The 26,942-nt window shown below is 66.5% G+C and carries 21 protein-coding genes; 9 read left to right on the top strand and 12 right to left on the bottom strand.

The annotated features are described in order from the left end of the window. Positions 1-657 precede the first annotated feature (657 nt). A complete protein-coding gene (locus tag BJ970_RS24395; protein ID WP_184728360.1) occupies positions 658-1,410 on the bottom strand; it encodes a helix-turn-helix domain-containing protein in 753 nt (250 codons plus the stop codon). A 520-nt stretch (positions 1,411-1,930) separates the two neighbouring features. On the opposite strand from BJ970_RS24395, the gene BJ970_RS24390 reads away from it, so the two are divergent. The 3 genes from BJ970_RS24390 to BJ970_RS24380 all read left to right on the top strand — a co-directional run bounded on the left by BJ970_RS24390 (position 1,931) and on the right by BJ970_RS24380 (position 4,239). Beyond that, on the top strand, positions 1,931-2,149 hold the full coding sequence (locus BJ970_RS24390) for a hypothetical protein (RefSeq protein WP_184728359.1): 219 nt from the start codon (positions 1,931-1,933) through the stop codon (positions 2,147-2,149). Positions 2,150-2,777: 628 nt separating this feature from the next. Beyond that, positions 2,778-2,981 (top strand): cold-shock protein, encoded by a 204-nt coding sequence (locus BJ970_RS24385; RefSeq protein WP_010310090.1) that lies wholly within the window; start codon positions 2,778-2,780, stop codon positions 2,979-2,981. 529 nt (positions 2,982-3,510) lie between these two features. Next, positions 3,511-4,239: a hypothetical protein gene (locus BJ970_RS24380; RefSeq protein WP_184728358.1), complete on the top strand. Its 729-nt coding sequence runs from the start codon at positions 3,511-3,513 to the stop codon at positions 4,237-4,239. Between the two features lie 180 nt (positions 4,240-4,419). On the opposite strand, the gene BJ970_RS24375 is transcribed toward BJ970_RS24380, so the two are convergent. The 9 genes from BJ970_RS24375 to BJ970_RS24335 form a co-directional block, all read right to left on the bottom strand. Next, positions 4,420-5,382, bottom strand: coding sequence for a C40 family peptidase (locus BJ970_RS24375; RefSeq protein WP_184728357.1), 963 nt, complete (start codon positions 5,380-5,382; stop codon positions 4,420-4,422). Then, positions 5,379-6,455: a replication-relaxation family protein gene (locus BJ970_RS24370; RefSeq protein ID WP_184728356.1), complete on the bottom strand. Its 1,077-nt coding sequence runs from the start codon at positions 6,453-6,455 to the stop codon at positions 5,379-5,381. The genes BJ970_RS24375 and BJ970_RS24370 overlap by 4 nt, the downstream gene beginning before the upstream one ends. 104 nt (positions 6,456-6,559) lie before the next feature. After that, positions 6,560-9,148: a type IV secretory system conjugative DNA transfer family protein gene (locus tag BJ970_RS24365; protein ID WP_184729327.1), complete on the bottom strand. Its 2,589-nt coding sequence runs from the start codon at positions 9,146-9,148 to the stop codon at positions 6,560-6,562. Between the two features lie 129 nt (positions 9,149-9,277). Further along, a complete protein-coding gene (locus tag BJ970_RS24360) occupies positions 9,278-11,200 on the bottom strand; it encodes a VirB4 family type IV secretion system protein (protein WP_184729326.1) in 1,923 nt (640 codons plus the stop codon). Next, positions 11,200-12,405, bottom strand: coding sequence for a PrgI family protein (locus BJ970_RS24355; protein ID WP_184728355.1), 1,206 nt, complete (start codon positions 12,403-12,405; stop codon positions 11,200-11,202). Before BJ970_RS24355 ends, BJ970_RS24360 begins: the two co-directional genes overlap by 1 nt. Beyond that, positions 12,402-13,028, bottom strand: a complete 627-nt coding sequence (locus BJ970_RS24350; RefSeq protein ID WP_184728354.1) for a hypothetical protein — start codon at positions 13,026-13,028, stop codon at positions 12,402-12,404. The genes BJ970_RS24355 and BJ970_RS24350 overlap by 4 nt, the downstream gene beginning before the upstream one ends. A gap of 489 nt (positions 13,029-13,517) precedes the next feature. Further along, positions 13,518-14,288, bottom strand: a complete 771-nt coding sequence (locus BJ970_RS24345; RefSeq protein WP_312864382.1) for a TrbL/VirB6 family protein — start codon at positions 14,286-14,288, stop codon at positions 13,518-13,520. Between the two features lie 291 nt (positions 14,289-14,579). Further along, positions 14,580-14,915 (bottom strand): pilin, encoded by a 336-nt coding sequence (locus BJ970_RS24340; RefSeq protein ID WP_446689102.1) that lies wholly within the window; start codon positions 14,913-14,915, stop codon positions 14,580-14,582. Between the two features lie 194 nt (positions 14,916-15,109). Continuing rightward, complete coding sequence (locus tag BJ970_RS24335) at positions 15,110-16,138, bottom strand: hypothetical protein (protein WP_246471000.1); 1,029 nt, start codon at positions 16,136-16,138, stop codon at positions 15,110-15,112. 801 nt (positions 16,139-16,939) lie between these two features. Between BJ970_RS24335 and BJ970_RS24330 the strand changes: the two genes are divergently transcribed. The 4 genes from BJ970_RS24330 to BJ970_RS24315 all read left to right on the top strand — a co-directional run bounded on the left by BJ970_RS24330 (position 16,940) and on the right by BJ970_RS24315 (position 20,266). Further along, positions 16,940-17,722, top strand: coding sequence for a hypothetical protein (locus tag BJ970_RS24330; RefSeq protein WP_312864381.1), 783 nt, complete (start codon positions 16,940-16,942; stop codon positions 17,720-17,722). Further along, entirely contained in the window at positions 17,719-18,762 is a 1,044-nt protein-coding gene (locus BJ970_RS24325; protein WP_184728353.1) for a TRM11 family SAM-dependent methyltransferase, read from the top strand. Before BJ970_RS24330 ends, BJ970_RS24325 begins: the two co-directional genes overlap by 4 nt. A 158-nt stretch (positions 18,763-18,920) precedes the next feature. Then, on the top strand, positions 18,921-19,259 hold the full coding sequence (locus tag BJ970_RS24320; RefSeq protein WP_184728352.1) for a hypothetical protein: 339 nt from the start codon (positions 18,921-18,923) through the stop codon (positions 19,257-19,259). Then, positions 19,256-20,266, top strand: a complete 1,011-nt coding sequence (locus tag BJ970_RS24315; RefSeq protein ID WP_184728351.1) for a site-specific integrase — start codon at positions 19,256-19,258, stop codon at positions 20,264-20,266. The genes BJ970_RS24320 and BJ970_RS24315 overlap by 4 nt, the downstream gene beginning before the upstream one ends. Positions 20,267-20,359: 93 nt before the next feature. On the opposite strand, the gene BJ970_RS24310 is transcribed toward BJ970_RS24315, so the two are convergent. Next, complete coding sequence (locus BJ970_RS24310; RefSeq protein WP_184728350.1) at positions 20,360-21,193, bottom strand: hypothetical protein; 834 nt, start codon at positions 21,191-21,193, stop codon at positions 20,360-20,362. A 611-nt stretch (positions 21,194-21,804) separates the two neighbouring features. Further along, complete coding sequence (locus BJ970_RS24305) at positions 21,805-24,168, bottom strand: hypothetical protein (RefSeq protein ID WP_184728349.1); 2,364 nt, start codon at positions 24,166-24,168, stop codon at positions 21,805-21,807. A 235-nt stretch (positions 24,169-24,403) separates the two neighbouring features. Between BJ970_RS24305 and BJ970_RS24300 the strand changes: the two genes are divergently transcribed. Together BJ970_RS24300 and BJ970_RS24295 are read left to right on the top strand one after the other, a co-directional pair. Further along, positions 24,404-24,688 carry a hypothetical protein gene (locus BJ970_RS24300; RefSeq protein WP_184728348.1) on the top strand — a complete coding sequence of 95 codons (285 nt, stop codon included), beginning with the start codon at positions 24,404-24,406 and terminating at the stop codon, positions 24,686-24,688. Positions 24,689-26,015: 1,327 nt separating this feature from the next. Beyond that, positions 26,016-26,345 (top strand): endonuclease domain-containing protein, encoded by a 330-nt coding sequence (locus BJ970_RS24295; RefSeq protein ID WP_221467301.1) that lies wholly within the window; start codon positions 26,016-26,018, stop codon positions 26,343-26,345. Positions 26,346-26,942 lie beyond the last annotated feature (597 nt).

The following is a 26,942-nucleotide window of genomic DNA, read 5'->3' as shown; positions in this document are numbered from 1 at the left end:
AACGACACCCCGCCTCAGGCGGTTAGATCACGATGCCCTCCGCCCTCCGCCCGAGGCGCATGGGCCAGGACCATGACCGTGCGCTCACGCAGATGATCGATGGACACGGACAGCTCGGCCCACGCACCAGATGCGCCGCCCGAACGCATACGCAGAGGCCATCGACCATATGCAGCGGCACCGACCAGTCCCAGCAACGAGGCTCGGCCAGCAGCCGCTGCTTCGCCTTGAACTCTCGTCGGCTCTGCACCCGCTGCGCTTCCGGCACCAACGCCCCAGCCGTCATCGGCGCCCGAAAACGCACTCCGCTGAACCGGCCGCCGCCTCGGCCTCCGAGTCCCGTGTAACGAGTTCCGGCCCCAGCCGCGCGTGCCACCGCCATCCTCGCCCATGCCAAACGACCATACCGGAGCAGCACGGGGCACACCGCGATGTCGGCGACATAAGGCTGCGCCAATGCCCCGACACTCCTCCGCAGTTCGGGCAGGGCAGATCGGTGACGCACATGACGACCCTCCCTTCGGCCATAATGGGAGCGGATCTTCCCGGGACTCGCCCCACCCGGATGCCGATTAGCGCCAAGTGGCGTGGTGGTGTCCCAGCCGGGCGATCGGCTGGAACACCACCACGCCACGCCGCCGCATCCGCACCACCGGGTTAGGCGCCGGGCTCGTCGAGCTTGGCGGCGAAACGCTTGGGCGAGTTCTGGGTCTTGAGGGCGTAGCCGTCGGCGACCAGCTTCTCCAGCGCGTTGTTCACCGCGCCCGCAGACCGGTTTAGGGCCTTACCGATCGCGTTCGGGCTGAACTGCTCGCCCGCGTGCTCGGTCAGGAAGTCCTCAACCATGCCCCGCAGCTCCCCCTTGCCCAACCGGCCAGCCTTCGCCGACGGCGGCTTCCCGGAGGAGTTGTTCGCCCCGGTGTCCGGCTGCGTGGGCAAATCCGGGACCGGCTCGAGCGGGGAGCAGTCCACGCTGGACACGGTGTCCTCGGTGGGGATCTCCTCCGTCGTTGCGGTGTCGGCCCCCGGCTCGTCGAGGACATCCGCGGGGGTGCTGGCCTCATTGGCGTTCGACGGCTCGTCGACCGTTTCCGCCTCCGGGATCGCGGTATCCGCGGCGTCGTTGACCGTCCACCGGTCGGCGGCGCGGCGACCGCCTTCGGCGATACCGCAGATGCGGGTGACGGTGCCGTCCTTGTCCCAGGCGGCGAGGACCTTCCCGGCAGTGGACCGACCCACCTTGGCGGCCTCGGCCAGCTCGGCGGTAGTCGAGTTGGGGTGGGCGTACAGCGCGGCCCACACCTTGTCCTCGGCGTCGGTGCGCACCGGTACGGCCGGGCTGCTGGCAGGCAGGGCCTGCAGGGCGCGGGGCTTGGTCGGCTTGTGGGCGTTGTTGTTCTTCCTGGGCATGACAACCCTCTCCTTCACGGGTGAAGCGGGATGGTGATGGTCATGCCCCCGGGGGCGGTGTAGCCCCCGGTGCGCTGCCGGTCGTGCGGGCTACACGGATATGAACGCTTCCTTTGCCTCGTGACGTCAAGGTATTTCGACAACAAGATGACTGTCTTGTGTGGACGTGGTCCGGAGAATCATTGGCTTTGGGCCATTCCGGTTCTTCAGCTGCCAGCGACCCGAATCGGCGTTGACACTACCGCCGGGACGAAGCGTCCATATCCATGGTCAGTACCGATCACCACGACAAACCCCGAGAGGTGCACGATGATGACCAACCAGCACACCACCCCGGAAACGCGCGCGGCGGGCCCTAGCGTCTCCGCTGACCCGCCTGCACCGGTGACCGCACCAGATCCGCCGACCCCGCCGGTCGACGCGCCGGCCCGGGCGAGAAGGCGTCGCTGCGCCAACGGGAAGGCTTGCCTGACGACGTGGTCCTCCTCGCCGCACCGATCGCGACCACCCCGCCGATGGGATGCCCGCTGACGCGTGGGCGATGCTGGTCGTGGCGGTTGACATCGCCGACAGCGAGAGCGTCACCTTGTTCGCCGGATGCAGGGAACCCCAGCACCACGCCGCCGACATCGTCGACGGCGCCCTCGTGCTCCGGCTTGGCCCGCCCCCACACATCGACGACCCCGACGACCCGACGCGAGCGGACATCGAATTGCTGCTGGCCTATCAAGGCCGCTAGAGCCAGGTCGGTTGTGGACCGGTGTCAGCCCAGAATGGCCCCACCTCATCGCCTCCATCCCAGCAGCCGTGATGGGCCTAGTCGCCGCCCTGGGGCCGGCCACGGGCCAACTGCGCGAGGCCCTCGTGGCACGTAAACCACCGCAAGCAAGCAACTCGGTCCCGACCCGATTGGCATCGTGCTAGAGCAGATCGTGGTCAGTTCAGTGGTGTGCGGACTTAGCGCCGTCGCCGTAGCGTGGCTCACTCCGGAGGCGTCCTGGCGCTACGACCACCGCAACATCCCGAAGTCCGGACCTCGCATCAGGCACGCGCACGAACGCTACTGGCGGAAAGTCGGAGAGCTGAAAGGCTTCGACCACCTCGACCGGCCTCTGTTCGCTCTCGACGCTCTGGCCTACACGTCGTCGCACGTGCGGCAGCTCTGCGCACTTTACAGAATCGGGCCGAACCAGACACGTCAATGCGCTGCGCCGGGATGCGATGAGACTTGGCCGGAGTGTGGAACGGACGGCGCCCCGCGCTGAGCCGCCTTGCGCCGACACCGACCGAGCGAGCATGTAATCTGTCTAGCCGGTTGTCGGCTGACCTCACCGTGAGGCGGAACGGCGCCGCTAGGAGAGTTCGGCATGGCGCAAGGCAGCGTGAAGTGGTTCAACGGCGAGAAGGGCTTCGGGTTCATCGCCCAAGACGGCGGCGGACCTGACGTCTTCGTTCACTTTTCGGAGATCCAGGGCAGCGGCTTCAAGTCCCTCGACGAGGGCCAGCGGGTCGAGTTCGAGATCGGCCAGGGGCAGAAGGGACCGCAGGCCCAGGGCGTGCGCGTCATCTGAGTGCTGAGGCACCGACGTGCCCGTGCCCGTCATCGACGGGCACGGGCACGTCTCGTCGGTGTGGCCGTGCGGCTTCGGACCCTCGGCGTGCGAGCGTTGCTCTAGACGCATGGCCGTGTAGTTACGTGGTTACGGTGAAGACCTTCCGCCTTACTTGAGCACTTGCTCGCCCAGTGCTCAAGTACACGCGGAAATGCTCATCTTGCTGCGGAAAGTACAGCAATTGTACGTTCCGGACGAACATGATCAGGTCAGCTCACGCGACCTGCTGTTTTCGTACGACTTGATCACGTCGGGCATGACTGGTTTTCATGCGATCTGATCACCCACGTGTCTTGGCTACTGCCGCTCGCTCAGCAGCATGCCAGCGTGTGCCGTGTAGTAGTGAGGGCCCTGGTCCTCGGCCGACTGTTGGATCAATCGGTGGTCGTCCACGCCTCGTTGGTGCGCGTTCCACTACCGTTGTTCGCCTATGGATCACCACACACGAGCGTCTCGTCGCGCCGCAGCATCAACAAAGAAGACCTGCGTGTTCTGTGACGCACCAGGTCGGTTGACCCAGGAGCACATCTTCGGTGACTGGCTTCGCAAGCTCGGTTACAACGGCGTTGGTCTTCGAGAGATCGGTGACCCTCCAATCGTCCAGCGTGGTGGCGTGTTCAGCAAGAAACTCCAGATCGTCTGTGCGTCCTGCAACAACGGGTGGATGAGTCGGCTAGAACAGGATGCGAAGCCGCTGCTTATCCACTTGTTCAGGTCGCATGGCAGGTCGATCCCACTCGAAGAGGATGCCCAGCTCACCCTGGCGCGGTGGGCCTTCAAGACCGCTGTGGTGTGTGCCTACGCTGACAAAAATCAGCAGGTGGAGCCCTTTCCCAAAGAGCATCGCCGCGAGTTCTACGAGAACGACCAGCCGCCTAACCAAGCATGGATCCGGATCGGTATGTGCGAGATCCCCTCGGACCCATCGAAGGGTGAGCACCTCGCCGCGTACTTGTTAGAGCCCAGCCTGGGCGTCCTGATTAGCGGTGACAGCAGCACCAACATCCGGATGTACCGCGCCACCATCCGGCTGCTGAACGTCGTGTTCTGCATCCTCGGCTATGTGACAACCGCGACCACGATGAAGGATCAGCCCAGCAAGGAGTTCCGAACGATTACTCTGCCGCTCTGGCCAGCGCAGCGGCCCACGATCTGGTGGCCACCGGTCGCAGCATGGCGCGCCTCCGTGGATGTTCCCCGGATACCTGGGGCCTGACCTGAGCCAGGCAGCGGAGAACTGGGCCTTACGCAAGTGGCTAGGCTGACGCGCCGCCGTGTCACCGGTGATCGGTGGTATGGCCGAGTGCAACTCTTTCCGCGGTAACTGATCAAAAGATCGGACAACTATCATCGGCATGCGGAAACTGTCATTCTTGCGCGGAAAATACAGCAATAGTCAATTCGTTGGTCGGGTGGCTCCGGCGTAGTCGTCGCCGGGCCAGCGGATGTTGTTGACTTGGACGGGTTGGCCGAAGTCAGGTGTGTTGATCATTTGTCCGGCTCCGATGTAGAGGCCGACGTGGTGGATGTTGTGTGGGGTGCCGTAGAAGACGAGGTCTCCGGGTTGCAGGGATGCGTCGGCTGGCAGCAGCGGGCCAGCGTCGTATTGCCATTGTGCTTTGCGGGGTAAGGAGATTCCGGCTGCTTGGTAGGCGGCGGTGGTCAGTCCGCTGCAGTCGAATCCGGCGTGGCCGGCTTCGGGTCCGTTGCCACCCTGGACATACGGGAGTCCTTGTTGTCCGCAGGCGTAGTTGATCGCGGCGAGCGCGGTTGGGTTGGGTGCTTGGATGTTGTCGCAGTCGCCGGTTTCGGGGGTGGTGCACGTAGCACCGCTCACTGCGGCGACGACGGTGCGCGCGGCGGGCTCGTGTTGTGCGTAGGCGTAGGGGAGTCCTGATTGTTGGACGGCCTGCGCGGCGTCGTTGACGCTCATGTCTTGCCAGCCGGGGAGCGCGAGCAGGTGTCGGTAGAACTGGGTGGCGGCGTAGGTGGGGTCGGTGATCTGTGTGGGGGTGCCCCAGCCTTGGGAGGGGCGTTGTTGGAAGAGCCCGAGGCTGTCGCGGTCGCCGTGGTCGAGGTTGCGCAGGCCGGATTCCTGCAGTGCGGTGGCGATCGCGATCACCCAGCCCTCTTCGGGAACGTTCATCTTCTTGCCCACCGCGACGATGGTGGCGGCGTTGGCCATCTGCTCGGGACCGTATCCGGCCACGCCTTCGGACGTGGCGCCGGTGGGTATGCAGGCCGCGTCTGCGCTGGAGCTGTTGCCGGAGAGCGCAGAGAACGCTCCCGTGACGGCGAAGGCGAGGAAGAGGGGGAACCCGATGATAACGCCGAGCACGGCAACCATGAGCTTGGTCATTCGGGTGTCACCTCCGGCCCCTGGTTCCGCGCGGAGGTGTGCCGTGGGGCGTGGGCCTTCGGAGGCATCGGTGCCGGTGGCGGCAGCATGGCCGGTGAGGACACCGAGTTCGTGGTGGGTTCGGGTGAGACGGTCGGTGGCGGGAGATGCGGCCAGGCGTCGGGCAACTCGTGCAGACCTCGCCGAGTCGAGGCGGCCCTGGTGGTGCTGGCGGCCAGTAGGAGCCAGACCGGTTCGGCGGGGCTGGGCTCCGGTACGTCGGGGTTAAGCAGGTCGGCTGCGGCTGTAGCGATGGGAACGCGGTGGGGTTCATCGAGGTCGCGCCACGTGCGGGTGAGCAGCCGGCGGGTGGCGGTTTCACGGCGTGCGGTGGGCAGCCACACCAGGACCGGGGTGGTGATGCCGGTGGCGGCGGCAAGTTGGGCGTAGCCGTGGAGTTTGGCTGCCACACGCGCCTGCGCTTCGGTGGCGAGGTCGAACTCGAGGAAGAACTCGAACTCCCGTCCGCTGTGCTGCCAGCGGCCGTAGGCGTCGGGGCGCACCAGATCACCGAAATGCTTCGCGCAGCGAGTCTCCGACCACCACGCCCCGACCGTTTCCTCCGGGTGTCCGTGGGCGTGGGCGATCAGCGTGGTGAACCATTCGTTGACGCCGACGGTATGGGCAAGGCGCAGGTTGTGGGCGATTCCCATCGCCCGGTCCCGGCGATAGCCGAGGTCTTTGACATCCAGGCCCTCTTCACCGGCCAGCACCGCGGCGCCGGCGGGTCCGAGGACGTAGTGCATGGGCGCGGTGCCCAGGACGATCGAGGGCTGGAAGCGGTCGAGGACTGACCATTGGAATAACTCCCGCAGTCGTTGCCGTCCGGAGCGAAACGACGGGAACGCGCACAGGGTGATCTGGCTGGCGGTGAGCACGCGGTGCTCGTGCAGCATCCGGATGATCCACTTATCCCGTGGGGTCAGCCGCCACGCGAGCGTGGCTTGATGCTCGATCGAGTTCGCCACGCGCGGGGTGGGGCGTGCGGGCCTGAGGCCACGCAGCGCACGTTGGCGGACAGGCTGGTTGATCACGATGACAGACCTCCAAGCGCCGGGGGCAGGACAGGGACCGCCGCACCGCGACCGCGGCAGGCGAAAGACCAGGGGGAGCCGAGTTCAGTGGCCTGCTTCGGTGGTCAGCCGTGACGACGCGGATCGGTGCTGCGGGGCCGCCGGGCAGACCGAGGTGAACTGCCAGGCGCTGCTTGGGGACGTGGACGCGCAGCGGTGGCCGTCGACTGACGGGAGTCTGCGTCGCACCGGTCCGATGTGGACGTTTTCGGTGCGTTTGGTCCTCGTGTGTGGGTGGACTGTCGGGCGGTCCGGCGGATGTCGCGGGCGCGTCCAGGAATCGCCGGTGGCAGGGGCTGGGTGGTGAGGGTGAAGGGTTCGGCTTCTTCGCCGCGCAGGACGAGTCGGGCGGCGGCGTGGTAGACGCCCAGGTGCGCCAGGTCGTGGTCGGAGAGCCGGGGTGCGGTGTGGCGGGCGAGTTCGCGGGCGTCTTCGGGGCTGGCATTGAAGAAGATCTTCGACCGGGCGTTGGTCGAAATACCCGCCCTGAGTTCGCGGGGGAGCTGTCCGAGGTGCTGGTGCGCCAGAGTCATCGCGACCCGGAACCCGCGGGCTTCGGCGAGCATGTCTTCCAGCGGATACGGGAGATTGAGGAAGTTATGACACTCGTCGATCACCATCGAGGCATCCCGGCGCTGGCGCTGCGGGATACTGGCGCGGGCGGTGGTGGCCTGCCAGGTGCGGGCCACCACCAGTGAGCCGACCAGCCGGGTGGTCTCCTCCCCCAATGAGCCTTTCGGAACACGCACCAGGCAGATCCCGCCGTCAAGCACCCTACCCATGTCCACCGTGGAGCGTCCTGCTGCGATGGCGTCGCGGACGAAGGGCCGCAGCAGAAAAGCCCGGAGTTTGTTCATCAGGGGTGAGATGACCTGGGAGCGGGCGGAGTCGGTGAGTTCGTCATACCAGGACCAGAAGCCCTTCAACACCGGATCGGTGAGACCCGCGGTGACGCGGGAGCGGAAGGCGGGTTCCGCCAGCAACTTCGGCAGGTCCGCGAGCGTGGCGACGCCGTCCTGCACGCGCAGGGTCAGACACGCTGCCCGCATGACGTCGTCGGTGCGGGGTCCCCAGAACGCCGAGTACACCCGCCGGAACACCGACACGAGGTTGTCGACGGTGAGATCGGTTTCCCCACCGTCAAGGGGGTTGAGGCAGGGCGGGCGGTGCCGCGAGTCGGCGTCGAAGAGCACCACCCGGTCCGCCGCCCAGCGGGGTAGTCGGGAGAGCACGTCGGTGACGAGGTCTCCCTTGGGGTCGATCACCACGGTGCCGCGGCCCGCTTCGGCATCCGCGAGAATCATGGTGCCCAGCAACGTGGATTTACCCGAGCCAGTGGCTCCGAGGACATGCAGGTGATGCCGGGCATCCGGCACCCGCAGCGCCACCGGCCGTGGGTGGCCGGTGTCGGTCACCCCCAGTGGCTTGGCTTCCCGTCCGGGGGTCGCGATTCCCGGTGGTGGGGCGATCGCTTTCGCTCCGGCTCGTTGCACACCGGGAATCGCTTCATCGGTGGGCAGGTGAGCGAGCGCGGCCAGCTCGGGCACCGACAGCAGATCCCCGCGGCCAAGCCTCCGGTCGGCGAAGGTGGCGCCCGGGTGAGGCAGCCGATGGCGGGTGTAGTGGTTGTGTTCGGTGTAGGAGGCAAAGGATGCCGCAAGCGCGTGTGCGCGGCCTCGCGCGACCTCCCGCGCCCGGCGCAACTCGGCATCGCTCGCCTTGTCCGGGAGTACGGTGGCCACGGCGTAGCGGATCACGGTCTCGTACTGGGAACCGCGTTGTTTGCCGACGATCGCCCGGTTCGCTGCGCTGTGTTCCAGTGCGGTTTGCGGATCACGACCCGAGGTCGCCGAGCCGGTGGTGGGCTTGCGGTGGGTGCGGGCGCCGGGGGTGATGTGGTCCAGCAGCCTGCCGACGAGGTGAGCGGAGTTACCGGTGTGGACTCGGCGGGCCGCGCGGCGGGCCTTGGCGACCCGGTGACCGGTCACGGGGCGGGCCAGGACTTGCACGCAGGCATGTTCGTTGCGGCCGAGGCCGACCGGTGCGCCGATCAACGCCCGGATGGGGTCGGCGTCGAAGTCGGTACGGATCGGCAGCGCCTCCGCACGGGCCAGCCGGAGCTCGCCCCCCACGACCACGCGCCGCTGCGCCGACCCAGCCTCGGGCAAGGGTGGCTCGGCGGTGCTGGTGCGGGTGTGGGCGCCGGGCCACGCGGCCTCGACCGCCCGCTCGACCAACCCCGGAGGGATCACTGCGGGCACCCACAACCGGATCGCAACGCCTGTTTCGGAGAAGACGTACTCGCAGCCCACATGCGGCTGACCGGTGAACCAGCGCTTCCAGGCCGGGCGCAGCAGCCCGACGAGGTGGGACCACAACGCCGCCCCGCCCGCCGGATCCACCCTCGGCGGGGCCAGCACCGTCACCATCCGCGCATCGGCCGCCAGGCGCTGGTGGCAGTGGCGGCGCCACCACCGCCGCACCCCGATCAGCAAGCCGAGCCCGACTGCCAGCAGCGGGCCGACGATCGGGCCGAAGGTGATCGCCCACTCGGCAAGGGAGGCAAGGACGTGGTGGAGCGCGCCGCCGGGGTCACGCAGGTAGTCGCCGATCCATCCGCCAGTCTCGTTGGTGGCGTGGACATCACCGGTCAGGGTCGCCGTGGTCGTTATTGACGCGGACGTGACAGCAGACGTGGCGCAACCTCCAAGAAATTGAGGAGAGACGGAAGGAGCCGAGGTACGCACTACCGTGGAGACGCGAGGCTCCAGCAGGGCCTGGTCTCACGCGTCGAGGTCGAGCTGGACTTCGCCGGGGCCGAATTCGTCGCCCTCGATCAGGGCGTTGTCCTCGGCCAAGGCCCCGAGGTCGAGATAGGATCCGTCAGCGCCGGGGTCGGTGAGGTCTGCATCGGCGGCATAGTCGGCGAGTTCGGCCGGGTCGCTGGTGACCAGGTAGTGCTCGGTGGGCGAGGCAATACTCTGAAAGGCCACGCGCTGCGTCCCCGCGGACAGCAGGCCCTGGCCCCGCTCCGCTGAGAGTAAGAATTGCCTTTCCCCGGCGGATAAATCGAAGGTGCGGGTGATCTCGTCCATGGCCTGCGACGCCTGCCGCAGCAGGATCTGCGTGGCGGCGTTGGCGACCACGGCTTTCCCGAGATCGCTGCCCAGCACGTCCGCGGTGTCCTGCGTCGCGACGGTGAGTCCGGCCCAGTGTTTGCGGGAGGCTTTGGCCATCCGGAACAGGAACTGCGCACCGGCGTGTTGTTGCATCAACAGCCACGCTTCGTCGACCACGACCAGCCGCGGCCTGCGGATCGCCGGATTGGACACCCGCCGCCAGACCGCGTCCAGCGTCAGCAGCGTGCCGATCGCTTTGAGCTCGTCGGGCAGATCACGCAGCGAGAAGACCACGAGGTGCCCATCCGGACGGGTAGTGGTAGGGCCGTCGAAGAGGTGCTTGAACGCACCATCGACATAGGGATGAAGCCGCGCGGCCAACTCCCCCGCCGCCGCGTCACCACTGTTGCCCGCGTCGGCGAGGGTGTCGCGGAGATCCCCCAAGATGGGGGCGGGTCGGCTCCAGGTGCGGGCATCGGCGGTGATCCCCACGCGGTGGTAGGTGGCGGCGATCGCCCGATCCAGCGCCGCCCGCTCGGCAGCGCCCGGCTCAGCGCCGATCAGCACGCTGATCACGGTGTGCAGGAACAAGCTTCGGCGGATCAGGGCGTCCTTCGGGGCGGTGCGCCGCCCATCCGGCCCGAGAGTGATGGGCAGGTCGAACGGGTTGAGCCGCACGCCCGCTGCGCCGAGGTGGACGTAGGTGCCGCCGACCGCTGCCGCCAGCCGCGCATATTCGTCTTCGGGATCGACGACATAGATCTCGATCCCCCGATACAGGCTGCGCAAAAGCTCAAGCTTGACCAGGTAGGACTTTCCCGCGCCGGAGCGCCCCAGGACCACGCTGTTGTGGTTGTCCAGTGCGAAGCGGTCCCAGTGCACCAGTCCTTGCGACTGGGCGTTGTAGCCGTAGAGCACCCCGGACGGCGCGGCCACGCTGGTCGGGTCGGTCGGCGGTAAGTCCGGGCTGGTGAACGGGAACGCCGCCGACAGGGCGCTGGTGTCGAAGGTGCGGCGCATGCCCACCACATCGAGGCCCATGGGCAGTGTCGACACCCACCCCTGCAGGCTGCGGTAGGTGGTGTGTTTGGCGTCCAGCAACAACGACGCGGCCAGAGACCGGATCGCGGCGACCTCATCAGCCAGCGCCTCCTGCGACGGGGCGTGGATGGTCAGATACAGACCGAGGCGGAACAGTTTGCCCTCGCCGCGCGCAATACGGGCCGAGAGATCGTAGGCGTCCTCGGTGGCCGCTTCCACGTGCGGGTCGGCCAGTCTGCCGTGCTCGGCGGTGTGCCGCCGACCACTCTCCAGTTTGGCCAGCTGCCGTTTGAGACGGGTGGCGGCGGTGGCGGGGTCGATCGGCTCGATGTGCAGCGACACATCCAACCTGCCGGGATAGGTCAGCAGGGGCTGCAGCCAGCCGGGATGGACCTCACGCGGATAGCCCACGATGGCGAAGGAGGCGACCCACTCGCCGCCGACTTCCAAATGCCGGGCACCCACGCTCACCGCATCCGGCGTGAACGCACTGGCGGTCGGCGCTGCGACCGAAGCCTGGCTGGCGCGATGGCGTGTACGCAGCATCATGCGACTCGCCCCCTCTCTTCGAACTCGTCCTCGTCGTCTTCGGTGTCGTAGTCCCAGTCGTGCGCCTCGGCCGGGTCGCAGACCCCGGCCCGCAGGCCCGCCGTAGCGCTGAACCCGCCTCGGGAGTAGGGATCGAAGGGCTGCCCGCTAGGGCTGGTGATGACCTCGTCGGCGCCGGCCAGGCCGGTGGCCGGCGGCAGCACGGTGTCGGGGTTACAGCTGGAGGCGAGCACGGCGGTGGCCTGCCCGGCATCCAGTGGAGTCACCACGATTCCGGCCGGTGCCAGCAGCTCAACGGCCTCCCCGAGACGCCGCACCAGCCGTGACTCCGCAGCACGGCGAGCCGCGGAATCCCCACGTTTCTGCCGTGTGGCCTTGCGCCCACTCCCCGCAATCAGGGCCGCGAACGCCGACGAACCACCGACCGCAGCCGCGTCACCGGCCGGCCGCAGGCCCTCGCGAAGGATGAGGAGGATTTGGCGGCGCAGCAGGTCGGTGTGTTCTCCGAGTTGGGCGAGGTAGTCGGCGTGCTCCAGCGCCGCTTGTTCGAGCGCGGGGTGGGGCAGGCCGCCGGCGCGTTCGCGGAGTTCGGTGATCTGGGCGGACACATCGAGGCGTTCGGTGCGGACGAGTACCTGCACTGGTGTGGTCAAGCTGTGGAGGTAGCGGCCGAAAGTGGCGACCAGACCTTCCTGTTCCGCCGGGGTGCGTAGGGCGAAGTTGACGGTGGAGGCCACGGCGAGGACGGCGAGGCCATCGCTGCCGAGGTCGATGACCCCGGTGTCGGTGATGGCTTCGGCGGGCAGCCGCAGCGCCGACGGGCACACCCCGGACCCACCCCGGGTGGCTGGTGTGTCGCCGGTCGTGGTGGCGTGAGTGGTGAGCCAGTCCGGGACGGGGCAGATGCCTTCGGGGGCGGCGACCCGGTGTCGGGGACCGAGGCGTTGGCGGATCGCCGAAAGCAGCAGCCGGTCCAGGGTGATGCCGTCGCGCTGGCCCAGTGCGAGGATCGCCGCCGTCGCGCCGATCGGGATCGCCGGGATCAGAAACACCGGCAACGGGATGAGGGCGCGGGTCACGGTCCATGCGGCGTAGAGCACGATGCCGGTCACGGCGAGGATCACCACCTGGCGCGCGGTCAGGCCCGCCACGATGCGGTCTTCTCTGTCCACATCAGCCGGAATCCGATATGGCTCGGTCATCGCGTTCGACCTCCTCGGGGTGTCGTGCGGGGTTGGGGTGGTCGGGTTGCCGGTAGGTTCAGGGGAAGTTCGGGCTGCTCCGGATGCCGCGCGGGGCTCGGAGGGCCGGGTTCCTCGGCAGCCGGTCGCCGACCGCGGTGCCGGGCCGGTTTCTTCGGCACGTTCAGCGGCAGCCGGTATTGGCCGTCCCGGTCCGGGCGAATGCCCTTGTAGGCCGGGGGCACCACCGGGCTCGGGCGCGCGGGGCGTCGGGCGCGGGCCTGCGGGCGAACCTCTCCGGTGGTGCTCAGCAGGGCCTGTTGCCCCGGCGGGCGGGCCGGTCTCGGTGGGGGCTGGTCGGCGGGGACGGTTGGTTTGGGTCCCGGTGGAGGGGTGGCCTGGCTGGTGAAGGGGCCGACCAGTGGCAGGTAGTGCTGCTCACCAGGCCGGATACGGACGGGCATCGCCCCGGGGTTGCCCGGCTGGGGTGGTCGGGCAGCCGGTCGCGGGCGGCCTGTGCGGGTGAACAGCGTCGGCTGCTGCGGGTTTGGTGTCGTGCGGGTCGGTCGGGGGCTGGTCAGGTCCTCGTGCAGGCTGCGGCGGCTGGTGCGGTTTGGGTCGTGGTGGGTGGGGATGGGCAGCATGTGCTGCTCACCGGGCTGTGGATCGATCCGCGCGGCACCCGGGCCCAGGTTCGGCGGTCGTGCCCCGCGGGCGGGCGTGCCCTCGGCGGTGAACAGTGCACCTTGTTTCCCCGCTGCCCTCCGGTTGGGTTTCGACGAGCGGTTCGGCACAGACTGCGGACCAGGGGATCTGCGGGCGCGCCTCCGTGTGAGTCCTTCGAGAGGCAGCACGTATTGGCCACCCGAGGTCGAGCGGATGTTGGCGTACGGATCCGGCGACGACAGAGACGAACTACGAGAACCTCGGCGGCCACGAATCGCAGCGCCGGTTCCCTGAATCCACCCGAACGTTTTATACGCGATAAAGCCTCGGACGACGGAGCCAAGGAAGGACCGGCCGCCGCCACGGATCGAACCGAGAATCCAAAATGGGATCTTGAACAGGATGTAGCACATCGCGATCGCGATCAGAAAGCTAGTCACCACACACCCCTTGTGTTGTGGGCGCGGTCAGAACAGGGTGATGCCGCCGGGAAGATAGAACAGTTTGATGGCCGCGATGAACGCCAAGGATTGGCAGACCTGAATGGCCAGCATCCCGCCGAAGGCTTTCCACCACCAGAACGCGATCGCCTCGGTTTGCGGAAGCGCGTGACACATCAGCAACAGTGGTGCACCCGCGAGCAGAATCACCGTCAGGGCGACACGGACGATGTAAGTCAGCAGAACCGCGATAATCATCACAACCAGCACTAGCACGGTAAAGATCGCGTACAAATCAGTGTATCCGGCGTCCTCCGCCGGAACATTTCCCCGCACACTGTCAGTGAATGCCCGCGCCGTTTGCTCGACTCCCGCCTGATCGCCACCCACCAGGGAATACGACAGGGCATTGGCGAACTCGATTGCTTTGCCACCGAAAAACAGCGACAGATTCGCCGCAAGAAACCCCACCGCCAGCCGCGGAAGGATTTCCTTGACCGAACTGCGGGTCTGCAAGGTGTGGTAGGCCATCACGACCAGGCCCGCGAGGATGACCACCACGACGGAGCAGGCGATCACGATGCGTTGCGAACCGCCCCAGATCTGCCCCATCACCGGCAGCCGGTCCAGTTGCGGTGTCGCGAGTAACGACGTGCCGAGCAGATCCAGCACACCGCCCAGTGCGGAGGTCGCAAGGCCGGTGAAGAAATCCCAGATGCAGTCGGTCAGCCAGTGAGCCAGCCAACTCCCGTGATCCTCGCTTTCGCCGGGGTTCGGCAGCACGGGGGTGGTGGGCACCTGCGGAATGCAGTACGGCCCCGTACACGGTGGCGGCGGCAACGACGGTGACTCTTCGCTGGGCGGTGCTGTGGGTGGCGGCGGTGGGGTGCCGCAGTCGGGCGCTGATCCCGGCGGGCATTCCGGCGGCGGGGTTCCCGGCAGCGTCGGGATCGGGGTGGGGGTGGGTGCGGGTTGGGCCACGGCGATGCCACCGGTAGTACCGAGGACTGCGGCCAGCGCGAGGGCGGCGGCCGCCACGGCGCGGCTGAGCACACGGAAAGTGCCCGAGGCGGTGGCCGGCATCGGTGATCACACCCCCACGATTCCGCGGAGGATCGTCACAACCAGCGGCGCCAACGCCGCCAGCCCATAGCCGATCCCGGCCGACTTGAACGCCTGCTTGGCCTTCTCGACCTCACCGGGCTCGCCGCCCGCCATGACATAGCGGACCCCACCGACCGTGAGGAACACCGTCGCCAGCCCCGCCAGGATCCCCATCAGCCAGTTGCGAATGTTGTTCAAGACCACATCCAGGCTGGGAGCCTGGGCCAACACGTGCGTGGTCTCGGCGTGCGCGCCGGCGGCGGTCAGCAGGAGTGCTAAGACGGCGATCTCGCCGGCCAGCAGCCACCCCGAGCGCCGCAGGCTCCCATGTGGGCATCGACCGCGCTCGGCATGGCGAGTCCTCGGATGACTGCACTGACACCCACATGCCGGGCGGGAAGGCAGGACTCGGTGCCGTGAGGCTCGTGCGGCGCATGCAGTGATCGTTCGAGTGGCTGGATCAGGTGCGGTCTTGGGTCGGTGTCGCCGCATGTGCGGCGGGCGTGACAGAAGGTTCAGGCGCATCGAGGGACCTCCGGAGTCGAGGTGGCCGGTGTCTGCGGCGCGGGGGTAGCCGGTTCTGCCCCGCATCCCTGAACTCCGGATTCCGGCCGCGTTGGGGACACCCGCGGCCGAGATTTCCTCGCCACCCCGGCCGCGGGTTCGATGACAGAGCGTGAATCCGCGGCAGGTTTGGCGGCCGCGCGAGCGGCTGCGGTGATGGTCACCGCGTCAGCGACATGAGCGGCCAGATCACCCTCGCCCGCACCGCCGTCGGCCTCGCCCGTGCCGTTCAGGAGATAGGCGGCCAGCCGGTTCTCGGCGCGCAGCCGGGTCTTCTTGACGGCTTGGTAATTCACCCCGCGCTGCTGCGCCGCGTCGGCGAGCGGGAGCCCCTCCAGGCGGGTGGAGCCGATCAACTCGGCCTCGTCGGAGGTGATCACGCCCTCGGCGACGGCGCGGGCGAGGACGAAGTCGGGGTGTCCCCACGGCCGGGTGGGCTCGGTCGAACGAAACCCGTTTCCGGAGGGAACCGGGGCATCGAGTGCTTCCCGGACGGCGGTGTGTCCGGCACGGTAGGCCGCCCACCGCAAGCGCAGCATGATGCGCGGCCTGCGCAGATCGATCCGGGCGATCTCGGTTAAAAAGCCGACGAGCACTGCGGCGTGGATGTCGGTGACATCCCCGGCGAACCGGGCCGAGAGCGTGGCGGCGATCCGGGTCAGCGCCGGCAGCGCCACCCCCACACAGCCGACCGTCCACGTGGCACCCTCGGTGCGCGAACGCAGCACCAGATGCGCCCACACCGCATCCCGGGCGGCCTGCCGGCAGCAACGGTGCAGCAGCCGGTCCCGGACCTCGTTCAACGGCACCCGACGCGACGGCATGCCGGGAAACAAACGGCCGTCAAGGGAGACCGGATGCGGCCCGGTCACCAGCAACTCGAAAGCGGCGCGCGCCGCATCCAGAGGCATGCAATCCCGTGCGGAATCCTCCGAATCCTGACCTCTGCGGGTGCGGCGGAATTCGTTCTTTGTGGCCATGAATGGCTCCTTGCGGCGATTCAGAACAGCGACGCCAAAAAGGAAGCCACAGGAGGTGCTACCAAACTGCTACGAAACTACTACCGACCTACTACCAGTTTACTACGGTTGATCTTGAAATGATCATTTTCGCCTGCACCGTTACTCGTCTACTCGTGATTGCGTCGATCACATTCACCGGTGTCGAGATCGCGTGATGATCCACCGTAGTAGTCGGCGAGCTGGGATTATGGGAAGGCGGTAGTAGTTTCGTAGTAGTTCGGTAGTAGCTGCGATTGAGCACACCCCGGATGTTGCCTCTCTTGGACAGGCCCGACGGGGCCGTCCGGAAGAATTGTTGTGATTGATCTTCTACCTCGCCGGTGGATCTGCGCGAGAGAGTGCTTCACGCGCGTGCGCGCACTTTTCTCTCCCGAATCCCCGGGGTACGGAAAATGTCTCAACCACGGCCGGGCCACGTCCATCAGAAAAGTTCGAGCCCGGTTGTCCCCCAGGGGCCTTTATTTCGGAGTTCAGGGATGTCACCAGCGCACAACGCGCAGCACCACCGCAGCGGAGGCATCTATGAACTCTCCCCATCAGGCCCCACCCCCCGGCCGACGGCGCCCCGAGGCGACACGCCCTGCGCGTCCACCTCGGCGCGGCGGACGCGCAGGGTCCCCCGACGGCTCCGCCCCGCCGTCGGCAACCCGGCCCAGCACGCGCCGCACCAGGACCGCGTCCCGGTCCCGGGCCGTCTCCGGTGCGCCGACCCCGGCAACGGTATGGGCATGCGGACCCCGGCCAGTCGACCCGGAGGCGGTGTGGCCGACCCCGGTCGTGAAGAAGATCGTCACCTCCTTCAGCCATCCCGGTGGACGGGTCGTGCTGTTGACCGGCCCCAGTGCCGCAGCGATCACCGACAAGCCCTCCACCCCTACCCCCGAAAGCCACCCGCACGGCGAGCCGGACAGAGAAGTGGAAGCGGCGCTGACCGCCATCCGGGATCTTGACCGGACCGCCCGGGTCGTCCCCCTCACGTGCAACCCGGCGGCGCACGCCCCGGCGTCCCGGCCTTACTGGGCCGATCTCGTGGACGGGCCACGGGGCCTCGACGACATCGAGCCCACAGTTCCCCCTGGGGCCGTGCCCGACGACCTCGGCGATCGCGCGGCGGGGGCGGATGTGGTTATCGCCAGCCTGCGCCCGGCACACAGCGGCGAGGCCACCAGTGATCACCTTGCGCGGGCCGCGGCCCGGCTGCTGCGCACCGGCGGCATCTTCGCCGTGCTCACCCACAGTGACAACACCACGGGGCAGCTCGTCGACCCAACCGGGCCGGTGGTGGCCGCCTGCCAGAACGCCGACCTGCTCTACCTCCAGCACATCGTCGTCCTGCTCACCCCGATCCGCGACGGCCGGTTCGTGCTCACCCCCGAGACCACCGGTACCGGCCGTTCGCAGCCTCATGCCGATGACCACCAGGGGCCCGCACCGCATCGGCGCATCCACGCGGATCTCGTGGTCTTCGCGCAGCCACACGAGGACCGAAGCCCGTCGCTGTCGCCGGCTGATGCCGTACGCGAGACCGGAGTCATCCGATGAATCACGCCCCCGACCGCTACTCCACCAACCTCGGCAGCTGCATCGAGAAAGGCGATCCCGTGCCCGACGCCAGCCGTGACCACACCACCGACGACACGCCGACCGTGCCGATCCCGCGCACGCTCATCGAGCAGGCCGACCAACCGACATCGTCCCCGGCTGTGTCGGTGTGGGCGACCGCGCAGCGCGCTCCCGCCGCCCAACGCAAGGGCCGCTACACTGCTGAGTCCACCGCCCATCCCGCCAAGATGCTCCCCGCCGTCGCCGCGCACGCCATCGCCCACTACACCCAGCCCGGCGATCTCGTCCTCGACCCGATGTGCGGAATCGGCACCACCCTCGTCGAAGCCCTCCACCTGGGGCGCCGCGCAATCGGCGTCGAATACGAACCGCACTGGGTGGAGGTCACCGAAGCCAACCTCGCCCTCGCCCACCACGCCGGCATCGACACCGACGGCCAGGTGATCCACGGCGATGCCCGGCAGCTGGCCACGCTGCTGCCGCCCGATCTAGCCGGTCAGGTCGCCCTGGTGGTCACCAGCCCGCCGTATGGGCCCTCCACCCACGGGCAGGTCAACGTCGTCCCCGGCGGCGGGGTCCACAAGTACCACCACCGCTACGGCAACACCCTCGACCGCGGCAACCTCGCCAACATCGGCCACCACCGACTGCTCTCCGGATTCACCAAAATCCTCACCAGCACCGCGGCGTTCCTCCGCCCCGGCGGGCACGTCGCGATCACCCTGCGACCCTGGCGCGAACACGCCGAACTGATCGACCTGCCCTCCCAGATCGCCACCTGCGGCCGGCAGGCTGGGCTGATCCCCGTCGAGCGCTGCGTGGCCCTGCTCGCCCGGGTCGCCGAAAACGATCTCGTCGCTCGCGGCAGCTTCTTCCAACGCGACTTCATCCGCAATCAACGCCAAGCCGGACTGCCCTTGCACCTGATCGCGCACGAAGATTTGCTCGTGTTCCGGCAAGGCACGTCCGAACTCAAGAATGCTCAGCTGGAAACCCGGGTTGTATTGAGCGCCGCCTAATGACTGGTCGAGAAGTTAGCCCGAAATGTCGAATCCAACATCAGCGCTCGCTCGGGGATTATCTTGCATCGACATTAACGATTGGCGAAGAGGAGACGCGACCCCGAACAAGTGGGCTGCCGGTGGCGAGTCTCCTCTCCCCCGTTCACGAGAGCAGCGTGTATTACGCCGTGACGGCGATCGATAACCGTGGACGGCTCGCCGACCGATCAGCGTTACGAGTCCTGGGCTGGCTGCCTCACTCCTCGATTTCGATCAACGTCCTGAACCGATTCTTTATCGTTGTCACTCGCTCTCATGGGCCGGACACCATTACTCTCCAAGGACATCTCCGCCTGCCAGCGGCCGTACGGCACTCCTGCCGCATCAAAGCCCGCGCACAACTTCTTGTCGCCGCGTATCCGGATTACGACCTGCTGACGGCCTACCCGACATCCGTGCTCGACAAGGTGCTGCTCGCGTACCACGAGTCTCAACCAAAGGAAGCGGGGCCATGAAAGGCGATGACATTGAGGCAGCGCGCCTCTTGCTCTCCCGCCTCGGAATCAGTCCCGAGCAACTTTTTAAGACACCTGTGGAAAGCGGGCCCGTTCCCACGATCCGGGACTACATCGGCCGCGTGTCAGACGCCGTCCCCGTGGGGACACGCCGCGTCTACGACACCTACTGGCGGCGCGTTGTCGAAGTCTGGGGCGACCGACGAGTCGATGAACCGACTCCGCTGGAGATCAAGCAACTTGCTGAGCACGTCAAGCTGAACGTCGTCGTACGAAAAAACTCGCGAGGCGGCCGAACCGCCGCCGAGCACCTGATCTCCGCACTCCGATGCGTGTATCGCCACGCGGTCGCAGACGGACTGATCTCAGAGAACGACAACCCCGCGACGCGCGTTGCCAAGCCCAGACGGCTTGCCAGTTCGCGACGAGCCCTACCGGACACACGCCTTGCTGAGATCAACAGAGTAGCGGGCTCGACCGGTAACGATCCTGAGCTCGACTCGATGCTGCTGCGCCTGCACATCGAGACAGCATGCCGCCGAGGCGGCGCGCTGGGACTCCGCCCCAAAGACCTCGATACCGAACAATGCCTCATACGCCTACAGGAGAAGGGCGAGACGCTGCGGTGGCAACCAGTGTCTCCAACCCTGATGCTGCACCTCGTCGCCCACGCCGAGCAACGCGGAGCCGCCGAAGCCGGCCAACTCTTGCGCTACCGCAACGGACGCGCCATCACCGCGCGCCGCTACGACTACCTATGGCAGCGCATAGGCAAACATCTTCCATGGGTTGCGACACAACAAGTCAGCACACATTGGCTCCGCCACACCACACTCACCTGGGTCGAGCGAAACTTCGGCTACGCCGTTGCACGCGCATACGCTGGCCACAACGGCAAGAGCGACGCAGGCACGACCTCCACCTACGTCCGCGCCGACCTCCAAGAGATCGCTACCGCGCTCGCCGCACTCACCGGAGAACCGCACCCACTCGCAACAGACAGGTAGCCATCCGCGGCGAGATGACGAACCACCTGACCGCGCCCCGTCTCCTCCGCCACAGTAGTTTCCCGCACACCGGCCCAACTGAAAGCAGCGCCGCTACCGATGTACACGGTGGCGGCAGTACCCGATTCCAGCCTTCTGGACACACCATCGGGCCTCGGCGGCAGTCAGCCGGTCCGGACCTTCCTTCAGTACAGAGACAAGTTGATCGACCTCAGCGCACCGATCGGGCCGGTCGGCCATGTCGGGATATCCGCCGATCTCCCAATGCGGATGCTTCGAATCGGCAAGTACAGTCTGTAAAGCGTGAACGGTGTCCGGCCAGGCAGGCGTGAGCCACCAGTTCTGGCTGCGACCCGCGATGGCTTTCATGTACAGGGCAGCGCGAAGTCCGTGCATCTCGACGATGTGAGCGAAGCCGTCCAGGACCTGGGCGATATGTTCATCCAGATCATCATAGAGTTCACCGGTCACTTCGGCAACCGTATAACCACACGGCAATACACGCCGGAGAAGCGCCAGATGTAGCGGGCGGAGCAGGTCCTCGACCAACAAGTCGATGTCATCGAACTCGTCGAGAACCGAACAGTCCTCGATCGAGAGGTCGCGATCACCAGTTGCCGCGTTGTCGGCCGTAAAATCCACATTGGCTGCCGGTGGTGGAACGTCCACATCGAGGACGCCGGCACTGAACTCTACGAAAAGCTCGCGCACCAAGCGGGTCGTCGCCGCATTCGCGCGCATCATTTCGCCGTCGGTCAGCGGGGACCACGCCGAGGCATGAGCATCCTCCAGCGGACTATTGCGCCACGCATGCAACACCATCCCAACCGAGGCAAGATCCACCAATTCGCGCACAGACCCCGCAGGCGCCGGCCGGTCCAGGACCCACCGAGCCATGTCTTCCAACGTCGGCAGCGTGTTGGTCATATCCCGAACCCCCGGGCCGTGGGCATTAGAGTTCTTCGACACTCGACAACTCTAGTAGCAGGACACGAATGGCGGCAGGTTACTGAGCTCAATCACAACACTGGGACTGATCTTCGTGCCAGAGGACGGCCTGGTTCCTTAACAGCGCCTTCCGCCGACCTGATCAACCCGACGGATATTCCTGAAGTCAGGACAGGATGTCCATGGTGAGGTCAGGGCTGTCCAGAGCAGCCCGTGTTCGACTTCGCTCTCGCTAGCGGTCGAGCGAAAGTCGGGCATGACGAGTCGGTGCGGTGACGGTCGGCGGCGAGTTGACACATGGTGTCCAGCTTCTGCTCGACGGCGGTGAGACTCGCTTGCAGGCCGACGTTTTCGCCCAACCTTCCGCAGTGTTTGGCTTCGGCGATGCGGGCCTTCGCGCTGCCGCCGTGTTCAAGTAGCAGGCGGAACGGATCGATGCCGAGGTACGCATCCAACTACACGAGCTACCCAAACTACGAAACCCGACGGCTACCGAGACTGGCACAAAGTCATGCCAGGCCGGGCGAGCGGGGCTCTTGATCAGAGCCACAAGCAAGGTAACGAGGGGACGACCATCTGCGCGCGTTGTCTCATACGTCAGTCGACCATTGGTGCAAGCCGGCGTCCTCGAGTTGAAGGCGGCTTCCGCGTTGGCGTAAGAACAGCCACACCGGTTCACGCTGAGATGTGGCCGCGGGAACCGACCCGTCCACGGCAATGGGATACTCCTCGTCCTGGGCGACGACGACGAGGCGGTGTTCGGGGTCGCCGGAAACCGATGCGCCATGTCTGCGCGCGCGGCGCGCAAGCTGAGCTTCAAGTTGATCTAGGGCTGTGGCAACGGTGATGGGCACTTGAAGGGCGGCGGTGGTCGTGGCGAGCCAGCCCTCGGGCTTCGTCCGTTGGACTTCATCAACAAACCGGCGTAGCCGCGGTGTGGTTTTGATCCGGGGCTTGTCGGCCACTGGACCATTCCCGGCGAGGCCGTCGTACCACGCGTCGAAAACTGCTTGACTGGGAGCGTGCAAGAGTTGACCATCTTCGGGTAACATCGCCAGTCTTGCCGAGAGGTCGACCTGGTAGAGGTAGAGGGCGAGCAAGTCGAATTCGTCAGCGACAACGAGACCAGGTTCGCCTGTCCATCGCTCGCGAAACTCCAGATATCCGATGAACTCGGCGGGCTTATCAAGGACGTCGATGACTGCGTTCAGGTCGGCGATCCCAACTATCCATGGCCTTGCGGTCTCGTCGAGCACACCAAGCGCTGCCAATCGCGGCAGCGCGGTACCGACATCACCGAGTCCGTCCAGGCACGGCAACATCTGATAACAACGCCGAACTGATGACCTCGCGATCTCCAGGACACAACGGCCCGAGGCGTCGTAGAAACGTGCGGGATCATTACCAAGCACGTGAGAACGATCGCGGTCGAGCTGCTTGCTGCCTTCTGTGACGAGTTCTCGGAGTTGACCGACGAGCTTGTCCACGCTGCCGCGAAGAGCTGCCACTCTCAGCGGCGCTCCCTTGCCCTCGATCACGATCACGACGTCGTCGTAGACGACGACACCGTCGACCTCCTGCCGGCCTTCGCGACCATCGATGAAAACGTTGGTCAACGCGAGACTTCCTGGAAGGACCCGCTGAAGAAGTTCCACGGCATAGGAATCCACAGCGCGGGCACGTGTTGCCGGCCACTTCGGAAAGGTCCGCGCGAGCAGCGCCTCTACGGTGAGATGGAGATCTGTTGTGAGGGCAGACAAGTTCACTGGGACCGCAATCTCTGGCCTGACCTCGTCATCGTCCTCGCCTAGTGGAGCCGGCACCAGCGCGAACGGCTTCGCCCTGTGCGGTGGATCGATCAGAACCGACTTCACCGGCTCCGTGGACCCGGGCATCAGCCCCAGCGCTCGCAGGATGGCGAGCTCGGTCTGACCGCGACTCGCGTCCAGCAAGTGGGGGCCACCGTCGATCGGTACGCCGAGTGCGTCGACCAGCAGCCCCATCGCGGCCTCGAGCCACTTCTCCTGGAATCGGAGGCTGCCCGCCTGCACGCAATCCGGCCGCTCACCGGTAACCAACGTGGTGTGGTCCCATGCTGCATCGAGTGCCGGGGTAATTGACATTTCGTGCTTATGGCGCAGGGCGATGGTGAAGTCAGCCAGGTCCGCGAAGCCGAAGCCGAGTCGAGCCCGCAGATTGTTGTGATGGCCGGAAGCGAGCGCGCCTGCAGCCGCCATCGCGTGCGGCGGGTAGGCGCTACCTCGCCAAGCCAGCCACCTCGTCAGCAGATCACCCCGAACACCCGCAGCGATGTCTGACTCCTGCGCGAAGGAATGGGCAAGGCCGACGGCGTGGGCCCAACACCGCACCTGACGGGCTGCCGAGGCAACAGTCAGGAGATCCTCGGCCGTGGCGCGACGGCGATCGCGGCACGGAAGGCTGGTGACTATTGCCGACACGAGTTCCAGGTCCAACGAGGTCGGCCGCGAAGCGGGCTCGAAATAGGTTCCCCACGGCTCGAGCTGGGTCAGTAGGACCATTCCGCAAAGCAGCGGAGCCGGATCAGCTCCTGACACCGCTTGCACGAGCACATCCAGCGCCTGGCGCTGGGCCGTCTCGTAGCGAGTCACCGCCTCTGGAGCGAGCTCGCGCAGCCGCGTTAACGCGGCTTCGTCGGGCACGACGAGCCTGTTCTCCTCCATCGTGCTGGGTTCGGGTGCGACCTGGAGGTAGACATCCCCGAAGGGATCGCGCAGCTCTGCCAGCCACCGGCTGAACCAAGTGAGGGGATCGACGTGCTTCCAGTGAGGTGCTCCGCGAGACTTGTGCTTCTGGACCGCTTCATCAAGCTGCTCAGGAGTCGGTCCGGGAAGTTCCGGCGCGCGCATCACCAATGGCCTGCGGAACGGAATCTGGCGGGTACGGGTTTTTCGGCGCCGCTTGGATCGAGCCACACCCGTTCATCGTGATCGCCGCCTCAACGGTTACCGCATGCGCCCCCTCAAGCCTGCCACGTCCCCAGCCGCGGGTGTTCCTGCCATGCTCGGGTTCCTCAGCGAGGCGTGGAACTTTCGGGGCGGCGAGCAAGCTGTCGGTTGACACAAGCCGCCCGCTGCTCGTGCACCACGCCCCGTTCCTAACCATCGAGACCCTCCAGATGGCGCTCACGGCCTGGGCCGACAACGGACAGTGCCGGGAAGCTGCGCAAATGTCCGACTGGCCGTAACGCTGTTCCGCAGCACCGCACACCTGGGCACGAACCAGGCCACGGCATTCGACACTTTCCTCGGCAAGGTCCAGACCCTGGCCAGCGATGGCGACAGCTACCGCTACCCAGCCTTGGAAAGCGCACTGCGCGCCGCTGCGCACCTCCCGCTCCTAGCGTTGCCGCAACGGTACCCGCATTCACTGCCCCCAGCTCAGTCGGCATGGCAGGCGGAGTCGTGCTCGACGCCACCGGCGCAGGAGCCGTGATCGGCAGCCCCGTGAACTACCTCGCCGTGGCAGGCATCGTCCCCGGCGGAGCCATGGCCGCGTCCTCGGTCGGAGGACTCGGCGCCGAAGCAGCATGCGACGACTCGGTCGAGGCCATCGACACCAGCGACGCGAACCAGCACCTACTCGCCGTTCGGCGACAGACCCGAGAATGTCGGAGGGGTGCTCTAGGGTCACGGCCATGCGAGACTCTGGGACCATGCTGTCGGAACTCCGGTCGCGATCGCTGCGCCGTTCGACGATTCGTTCTGAGACGGGCATTCGGAGCCCCGAGCATCATTCCATGAATGTCTCTCGGAATGCTCGCTCGACACCGTCGGCTGGCTTGCCAGCGTCCTCGCCGACTTCGCTGCAGAGACGGGGACGGCGAAGACGCTGTTGCTGACCGTTCGTCGAGCCGACACGGATCACTAGTCAGCGTTCAGTCCAGGTCCACATCACCCAGGTTTGCTGACTGGTTCATGCGTACGTGACGACCATCGGTTCTGGTGTCAGGTTGCCGAGGCATGACTTTCGTTGAGCGCCGGAAGCCACCGTTGACGCGTTGCGCGAGCGAGCGCGCCAGATTAGGAACGCGTCCAACCGTTGACTGCAGACCCGAAATCATCACCAGGAAAATGGTCTCCCCGGGGGGCGTGATGGCGACGTTGTACGACTTGCCCGAGTCCCGTCAGCGCAATTTCCTGTGGCTGTTAGCGTCGCGATTTCGGTTGGCGACCGACCTCGGTTTCGACCCACGGGCGACCACGTTCGGCAGCGAGCTGAGGGTGTCGTTGGTCGACGACGCGTGGATCGAGTTGTCGTGGAGTCACCCGTGCCGCACGGTCATTCCCGACTCGTTTTTGTGGCGCCACTATGCCACCGACGACCCCGCCCGTCCGTTCGGTCCGACGATGGGAGATCTGCTCGACGGAGCCCCGATGCCGGAGTCTCGCCTGTGCGCCATGCTGTCGACGGAAACATGGTCCGCCAGCCCTGCAGCACAGGCTGCGTTCGCACTTCGTGGACGCCCGTCGGAGGAGTTCACGAAGACTGAGTCAGCACGGTTGGAGGACTGGCGGGAGCGCGCCGAGGGCTACATCGAGAAGGTGAGACACCGTGGAATCCTCGGACCGCCGCGCCCCGGCGGGAGACGGATTGGCACTGGGCCGACGCCGACGGCCACATCCTGTGCTGCGATGATGTTGAGCCGATCGAGGGCGCCGTCGATCTGCTATCAGTCCCTAACGCCGACCGCTGCCCCAACACGACCAACGAGTGGCCGCCGTCGCTGATCCCCTGGCATTTCGCGCCGCGCAGCCAGCAAGTGCTCACCGTGCGCCGCGCGCTCGTTGACGAGACCGGCCCCCGATGCGCGATCTGCCGCGTCCGTTGGGCCACCGTGATCGACCACGACCACCTCACCGGACTGGTGCGCGGCTACGTGTGCACGCCATGCAATAACGTCGTGGATCACTGCACTCATGTCTCCGAATGCATGTTCTCCTATTACCTCAACAATCCTCCGGCCTCGCAGTTGGCGTTGCCGCACCCCAATCACACGGCCTTCCAGCGCCGGCGCGGCGAGTTCCACCTTCGTCGAGTGGAGCATTTCGACCGGCTGGTGGCTGAGATGGCGGGCACCCACCGCCGATAGCCGGGCGAGCCTGTGAGTGCACCGGGCGCGGTAGCGCGGAGCAACGCAGGTGGCACAGGAAGAGCACGCAACCACCTGGCAGGAACGGCTCGCCGATCTGCGTGTTAACGGCAGACCGCGACGTACAAATGCCAATAGACAGCAACCCCCCGGAGCATCGCTCGGGAAATATCGGACAAGCTCGGTGAGCCGAAGTAGAGCCTCGCCGCGCGCAGCTGCCGCGACCCCGTCGTCAACCCGTGAAGCGTCGCGCTATAGTGATGTTGGCGGGCGCGGTCCGCACGGTTAGGTCGCTACCTCCCGGCAATAGGTGGCAAGGACCTCAGAGGGTTGGTCCCACCGCGCAGAAGCTGGAATTTCACCGAATCATGCTGTGTGCTTCATCCTTGTCGGCTGGCCGGGCGGCTCAGAACGGGGATTTCCATGCGCATGAGTCATCTTTCAGACCGCCTGATCCGGCACCGCCAGGCTCGGACCGGCGAATCGCGTCAAGCACTTAGCCGCTGGACACGGAAACTCGAGCAGAGCTTGTCTCCGCGCGAACGGGAGGCTCTCTTTGAGGCTCTCCACTGTCGCGATCGCATCCTCGATCAAGCC

This window comes from Saccharopolyspora phatthalungensis (assembly GCF_014203395.1).
Lineage (GTDB): Bacteria > Actinomycetota > Actinomycetes > Mycobacteriales > Pseudonocardiaceae > Saccharopolyspora > Saccharopolyspora phatthalungensis.
Note: the sequence above shows the minus strand (reverse complement) of the source record. Positions and strands in the feature narration are given on the sequence as shown.

What these genes read in the sequence shown, in the direction of transcription:
- BJ970_RS24350 (WP_184728354.1), bottom strand. Translation starts at nt 13,028, where the DNA reads ATGCTGCCCATCCCCACCCACCACGACCCAAACCGCACCAGCCGCCGC.
- BJ970_RS24385 (WP_010310090.1), top strand. Translation starts at nt 2,778, where the DNA reads ATGGCGCAAGGCAGCGTGAAGTGGTTCAACGGCGAGAAGGGCTTCGGG.
- BJ970_RS24360 (WP_184729326.1), bottom strand. Translation starts at nt 11,200, where the DNA reads ATGCTGCGTACACGCCATCGCGCCAGCCAGGCTTCGGTCGCAGCGCCG.
- BJ970_RS24315 (WP_184728351.1), top strand. Translation starts at nt 19,256, where the DNA reads ATGAAAGGCGATGACATTGAGGCAGCGCGCCTCTTGCTCTCCCGCCTC.
- BJ970_RS24375 (WP_184728357.1), bottom strand. Translation starts at nt 5,382, where the DNA reads ATGACCAAGCTCATGGTTGCCGTGCTCGGCGTTATCATCGGGTTCCCC.
- BJ970_RS24355 (WP_184728355.1), bottom strand. Translation starts at nt 12,405, where the DNA reads ATGACCGAGCCATATCGGATTCCGGCTGATGTGGACAGAGAAGACCGC.
- BJ970_RS24390 (WP_184728359.1), top strand. Translation starts at nt 1,931, where the DNA reads ATGCCCGCTGACGCGTGGGCGATGCTGGTCGTGGCGGTTGACATCGCC.
- BJ970_RS24335 (WP_246471000.1), bottom strand. Translation starts at nt 16,138, where the DNA reads ATGGCCACAAAGAACGAATTCCGCCGCACCCGCAGAGGTCAGGATTCG.
- BJ970_RS24395 (WP_184728360.1), bottom strand. Translation starts at nt 1,410, where the DNA reads ATGCCCAGGAAGAACAACAACGCCCACAAGCCGACCAAGCCCCGCGCC.
- BJ970_RS24310 (WP_184728350.1), bottom strand. Translation starts at nt 21,193, where the DNA reads ATGACCAACACGCTGCCGACGTTGGAAGACATGGCTCGGTGGGTCCTG.
- BJ970_RS24325 (WP_184728353.1), top strand. Translation starts at nt 17,719, where the DNA reads ATGAATCACGCCCCCGACCGCTACTCCACCAACCTCGGCAGCTGCATC.